Consider the following 6,218-nt stretch of genomic DNA (forward strand, 5'->3'; position numbering starts at 1 on the left):
TTAACACTTTTTTGGGAAGACTATGGCTGAAGTAGAACAGCAGCAAGAACCAACACCACCTGCGCCGCTTATCAAACAGCGACGTATTTTTAGAAGTGTCATTTTGACACTATTGTTGACGCTCATTTTGTTGGTGATATCGCTTGCAGTCATGTTTTCTACCGACAAAGGCAGTAAGTTTTTACTCGACCAAGTTTTACAACGTCAGCAGATTATCCAATATGAGTATGAAGGCGGTAACTTGTGGAAAGGTATTATCCTTAAAAATGTGGTGGTTACCTTAAAGCCTGTCGATGTCAAAATTGACCGTGCTGACGTGATTTTGGGTTGGCGTGCCATCTTAGATAAGGAGATTCATCTACGTGAAGCTGATGTACGCAATTTGCGCATCATTACTAAAGGTGAACCGAGTGATGAACCCTTTAAGTTCAGCGAAATTAAATTACCCTTTGTTTTACGTTTAGATACAGCAGATATTGATCATTTAAATATCCGGACTGCATCCGATGCCCAAGTAGATTTTTATGATGTGCATTTAAATAATGCCCTCTGGTCGGGGACGGAACTTGAGTTTGAAGACTCTCGCATGGACATGGGCTATTTAGCAGTTCGTAATGCAACTGGGAAAATGAAATTCTCAGGGAAATATCCACTTGAGGCGAGTGCTATTGCCAACCTACCGTCACTGCGTGATAGTTTAAATGTGCATGATATTGCTGTACACGCAACAGGGACATTGGATACTATTCAAGCGGGTTTTGCAACGCGGACACCTGACCTGTTGACGGGTTGGGCTATTTTGCACCCTGTACGTAAGCATGTACCGATGCAAGGTCAGCTTAAATTTAATCATTACAACTTACCACTCCTGACCGATTACAAACTCTATGCTGAAAAAGGCATTGCTAAATTTTCAGGTGATATCGAACGTTTAAATATTGACTTAAATACAGATCTGAGTGGTAAAGATATTCCAAAAGGTCAATATACTGCTTTGATGCATACCGATTTGGTTCATCAACTTGACATTGATAACCTAAATGCTCAGTTGATGAAAGGTTCGGTCAATCTGGGTGGTGTGGTAAGTTGGAAGGATCATATCACTTGGGACATACAAGGTCGCTTAGATAAAATCAATCCTAAAGACGATGTACTGCCACAAGTAGTTTCTGACTTTCTACCACCAAGTTTGGATGCAAAAATTGCATCCAAAGGTACGCTTGAAAAGGGTTTACACTTAACTGCAGATCTAGACTTTGATCGTTATGAAGCATGGCATCTCGCACTAGACCAAAACCCAGAGAAAAATAACAAAGTCCAGCCAATGTTGATGGATGTCTCTTGGAAAAATATTGATCGTGCCGTGCCTTATATCGGCTGGTTAAGTAGTGCTTCAGGGGATGTAAAACTGGCGTTGGTTGAAGGTCAGCAAGATATTCATGTTGCTACTGTTGTGAGTCAACACGAAAAAGCGACGTTACCTGCGGGTAATTACCTCGCGCAGTTAAATTTTAAAAATAATAATTTAAATGTGCCGAGTTTTAGTTATGTAGCAGGTAAGGGAAGCTTAAGTGGTAATGCTGTGGTAGAGCTGCCAGATGAGAAACGTCAACTGAAGTGGAAAGCTGCTTTAAACGCGAAAGATTTTAACCCGCAAATGGTAGCAGAAGCTTCACCAGTTAATCTATTGAATGGAAAGCTCCAAGCAAGTGGCTATGCCAAACCGAATCAGCAAATCATTCAGCTACAGGGCATTGATCTGACTGGAAAACTGGTGGGCAATAATGAAACGGTTCACTTAACGGGTCAGTCAACCGCGGCACTCCTGTTTAATGATGAAAAAGCTGGTGGTGCTTTCAAAGGCTATGCAGTGAACTATGATGGCGCTTTAAAAGCCAGCCAGTTTGAAGCGAGTCAGGGTGCGTTAAACCTAAAACTTTCAGGAACGCCTGAGTTTATTAAAGTAACTGAGTTGAAACACAATGGTGTGGCAGGTCAAATTAATGCCAGTGGTTTGGTGCATTTTATTCACGGTATCACTTGGGATGTGAATGCAGCATTCATTCGTTTTAAACCACAATATTTTGCATCTAGTGTTAAAGGCGAATTGTCTGGTGTAGTGAAAACTAAAGGCACATGGTCGGATGCTTTAAAACGCATTAACATTGAGAGCTTAAACCTCGCAGGCATGCTCAATAATAAACCACTGCGTGGTACAGGTAATTTAGCTTTGGTGCTCAACTCCAGTGAAAAGGGCTTTTTACCGCAACAGTTTGAAGCGAATAATCTACTGTTGGCTTATGCCAAAAACCAAGTGCAAGCGACGGGTAATGCGCAAAATTTAAGACTGAATATTAATGCGCCTGCACTGTATGAAATTTATGCGGGTTTACGTGGCCGTGCCTACGGTTATTTAAATATTCAATCTCAACCACGTTTAAGGGCTACGGCAAACTTAGCAGTGGATAATTTTGGCTTTAAAGATCTGATTGATATGCGTAAATTACGCATTGTCGGGCAATTGCCGACATCGGAAACAACGCCATCATTATTGACTGCAAAAATGGAAAGCTTAAGAAGTGGTAATCGTGAAATTCAACAAGGTGAAATTTCACTGGCAGGTATTCGCAAAGCTCATTTATTAAAAGTTTCTGCACAAAATGAAAAGTCGAAATTTTATGTGCAATTGGCAGGTGGTTTTAATGCGCAAAATGATTGGTTAGGTCAGATCCAAAAAGGTGATTTTGACTCTTTACGTGCACGTTTGGTACAGCGCCAAAGTGCAGCCGTGGTCTATAACAGTGCCAAAGCAGATTTGTTGATTGGTGCGCATTGTTGGATGAGTCAACAAAGTCAGTTGTGTTTTGACCAACCGATTCGAGTCAGTAAAACACGTGGCAATATTTCATTCTTGACTCAAAACCTCGACCTAAACGACTTTGCTGCCTTTATGCCTGAAGGATTAGCGATTACAGGTAAGTTAAATGGACATGCTAAAGCGGTTTGGGCACAAGGATCTAAACCAAAAATTGATGCGCGCTTAGTCACCCGTGATGGTGTGATTGGCTTGGCGGCGGATGACCCACAAGATATGGGCTCAACCTTAAAATATGAACAAGTGGCTTTGGTTGCCAAAAGCATCGCAGAAGGATTACAAATCCGTTTGGATGTCAAAACACCTGAAATTGGTGTGGGCTATGCTAATGTGGTTATTGATCCGTATCGGGACAATATGCCTATGCGCGGTGAAATTGCATTTGATCAGGTACAACTCAAAGTCTTTAAACCGTTCATTGCTGATGTGCGTTCGATGGGCGGAACAATTTCGTATGCCGGTAAGATTAATGGAACGCTAAAAGCACCACTACTGACAGGGGATGTCCGCCTGAAAGACGGTTCAATTAGTATGATTTCACTGCCAGTCAATTTGACCAATATTCAGCTGTATTCCGCTATACGCCAAGACCAAGCTACCATCAATGGTGCTTTTAACAGTGGTCGTGGTGTGGGTATACTTACAGGGACGGTAGATTGGAAAAATGATCCACGCATTCAGCTTCAGTTGAATGGAGAAAATTTACTGATTCGTCAAGCACCATTAATTACCGCGCTAGTGACACCGAAAATCACGCTGGATGTTTTACCGTTGAGTAAGAAATTAACCTTAAACGGTGAAATTCAAGTTCCTCGTGCGCTTATTTCGATGCCAGAAGCGTCTGTACCTGTGGTGAATGTATCTTCTGATGTACGTGTGGTCAGAGAAGGTCAAAACCAATTGGCGATTTTAAATAGCGCAAAACCTTGGGACATTCGTGCTGATTTGATGGTTGGACTAGGTAATCAAGTTGTGTTCCAAGGGTTTAATAGCCGTATTCCATTGTTAGGACGTTTATATCTATCGCAGCGCGGTGCTGAAACCGCAATGCGTGCCAATGGTGCAATTGGGGTAAGTCAGAAAGTTAAAATTGAAGCCTATGGGCAGAGTTTGGACTTAAACCGTGCCATAGCGCGTTTTAACGGTGTGTTGAGCAACCCAACACTGGATGTCGATGCAAATAAAAATGTACAAGGCAGCACGGTGGGTTTCCGTGTGACGGGTACGGCAACATCACCAAATATTCAGGTCTATAACGATGCAGGGCTGTCTGAGCAAGAAGCTTTGAACGCGTTAATTACAGGCCGCATTAACGAAGGTACAAGCGGTTTAAGTCAAACGGAAGGCTTCAAGTCAGATGTCAACAACACCATTGCTGCTGCAGGGATTAGTTTGGGTTTAGGCGGTACACGCGCCTTTACGAACCAAATTGGACGTACTTTTGGCTTAAGTGGTTTAGCATTGGATGCGCAAGGCACAGGGGATGACACACAAGTCAGCCTGACGGGTTATATTACACCTGACTTATATATTCGTTATGGCGTGGGTGTCTTTACGCCAGTCAATAAACTGACTCTGCGTTATCAAATGAACAAACGTATGTACTTAGAGGCGAGTCAGTCATTAGAGCGTGCAATCGACGTCTTCTATAACTGGAAGTTCTAAAGCTACTCTTCTGCTAAATAAAGCCTACATCATGTAGGCTTTATTTTTAGGTGTTAAAAAAGCTTAATTCGCCATTTGATAAAAATTTTTATTTGGTAGATGAAGAAAACCTATGAATAACAGACACTAGATACTTAAAATCAATTAAACCATAATGAAAGTAGGTGTATAGTAAATGGACTTGCTAAATTTAGAGTGATGATCCCTATGCCGATCAATTTTGTAATACGCTTTGCAGCGATTTTATTTTCAGTTTTAATTTTAGTGGCGCTTGCTATTCAGTTTTTCTTTGATCCGCGCTATACCGTAGTCTTTTGGATCTTTGCGATGCCGTTCATTTTAGGTACTCCAATTCTAGCATCTGTAGTTTTAGCGAAAAATGAAGAGCTTGATATTCACTCAGTCAATTAAAATTGACCTGAAAATCTAGCTTTTCAAAATAAAAAGTCCGTCAAGTGATGGGCTTTTTTATGCAATCTTAAATTTTGCAAAACTCGCACAGTTTTTTTTAAACATATTTGCTATGTTGATCTTTTATTTAAAGAAATATTTTTTATGAAAAAAATCGTAATGCTTGGATTAATGGTTGCTGCTATTTCGGGTTGTAGTACTGCGCAAAAGAATGAAACTGAAAAGCTAACTTTAGGTATGGCTAATCCTGCCAGTACGTACTGTGTTGAACAGGGTGGTAAAGTAGAGATTCGAAAAGAGGCCAATGGTGAAGTAGGCTATTGCCATTTGCCGAATGGTCAGGTCATTAAAGAATGGGAACTTTTCCGTGCTAGTCAAAGCAAATGTGTTGCTGAGCAAGCGACAGCTTTGATTGGTCAGTCAAATTTAACTGAAGCACAGATTAAGCAAAAAACCAGTGCGAAGATGGTACGCTTAGTACAACCAGGGCAGCCTGTGAATATGGATTATCGCGAAGACCGTGTGACAGTAACAGTCGATCCGAAAACCAATAAAGTGGTTCAAGCAAGCTGCGGTTAATTGTTCTAAGAATAAAAGTCCGAATTTGGGCTTTTATACTATTTAAAGTGGTTAATGGTTCTTCATTTGAAAAAGTTTGATTATGATAGGGCGAATAGGAGAGTTGTAATGAAAAAGTTATTCGCTTTGGCTGCTGTGATTGCACTGGTGGGTTGTGCTGAAAAAAAACCGTTAACACCAGAAGAGCAATGGCATGGCTATTGTAAAAGTATTGGTAATGCAGCACGTTCAATTATGTTAGACCGTCAAAATGCCATTGAAAAAGATAAAGCGATTGGGCATGCAAATAAAGTTGAAGACGAAATGACCAAGGCTTTTGCGTTAGAAATTATTGAAGATGTTTATGCTTTACATGAGGCTGAAATTAAGTCCGATATTGAAGGTGCACGTGAAAAAATTCGTGTGAAATATACTGAAAAATGTATTGCAACACCGCATACTGAAATGCCAGATTACAAACCGTTCTAAGGAACGGTTTTTTATTTTTTGCATGGAACTTTTTGTGACAAAACTCTAAATCATATATATAGCAAAGCATATAAAAATAAAGAATAATGAACCTAGGGTCTGTTGAGAATTACCGAGAGTTAATTAAACTCGCGCACAGTTGAATCATGGCTTCAAAACTCGTATCTGTTTTACAACTACGCATCGCTATACGTTTAAATTCTTTTAACTTACAGAAATA

Annotated in this window: 4 protein-coding genes; all 4 read left to right on the forward strand. The window is 40.5% G+C overall.

Going from position 1 to position 6,218, the window contains the following annotated elements; translation table 11 throughout:
- Window positions 1-22 precede the first annotated feature (22 nt).
- Complete coding sequence (locus tag MF4642_RS14285; protein ID WP_078426648.1) at window positions 23-4,540, forward strand: translocation/assembly module TamB domain-containing protein; 4,518 nt, start codon at window positions 23-25, stop codon at window positions 4,538-4,540.
- A 207-nt stretch (window positions 4,541-4,747) separates the two neighbouring features.
- Complete coding sequence (locus MF4642_RS14290) at window positions 4,748-4,951, forward strand: hypothetical protein (RefSeq protein ID WP_039890128.1); 204 nt, start codon at window positions 4,748-4,750, stop codon at window positions 4,949-4,951.
- Window positions 4,952-5,095: 144 nt separating this feature from the next.
- Window positions 5,096-5,530 (forward strand): I78 family peptidase inhibitor, encoded by a 435-nt coding sequence (locus MF4642_RS14295; RefSeq protein ID WP_078426649.1) that lies wholly within the window; start codon window positions 5,096-5,098, stop codon window positions 5,528-5,530.
- Between the two features lie 108 nt (window positions 5,531-5,638).
- The gene (locus MF4642_RS14300) at window positions 5,639-5,998 is read left to right on the forward strand and encodes a hypothetical protein (RefSeq protein ID WP_005400714.1); all 360 of its coding nucleotides are present in this window, start codon (window positions 5,639-5,641) and stop codon (window positions 5,996-5,998) included.
- Window positions 5,999-6,218 lie beyond the last annotated feature (220 nt).

Source organism: Acinetobacter sp. MF4642 (assembly GCF_002018925.1).
Taxonomy (GTDB): Bacteria; Pseudomonadota; Gammaproteobacteria; order Pseudomonadales; family Moraxellaceae; genus Acinetobacter; species Acinetobacter johnsonii.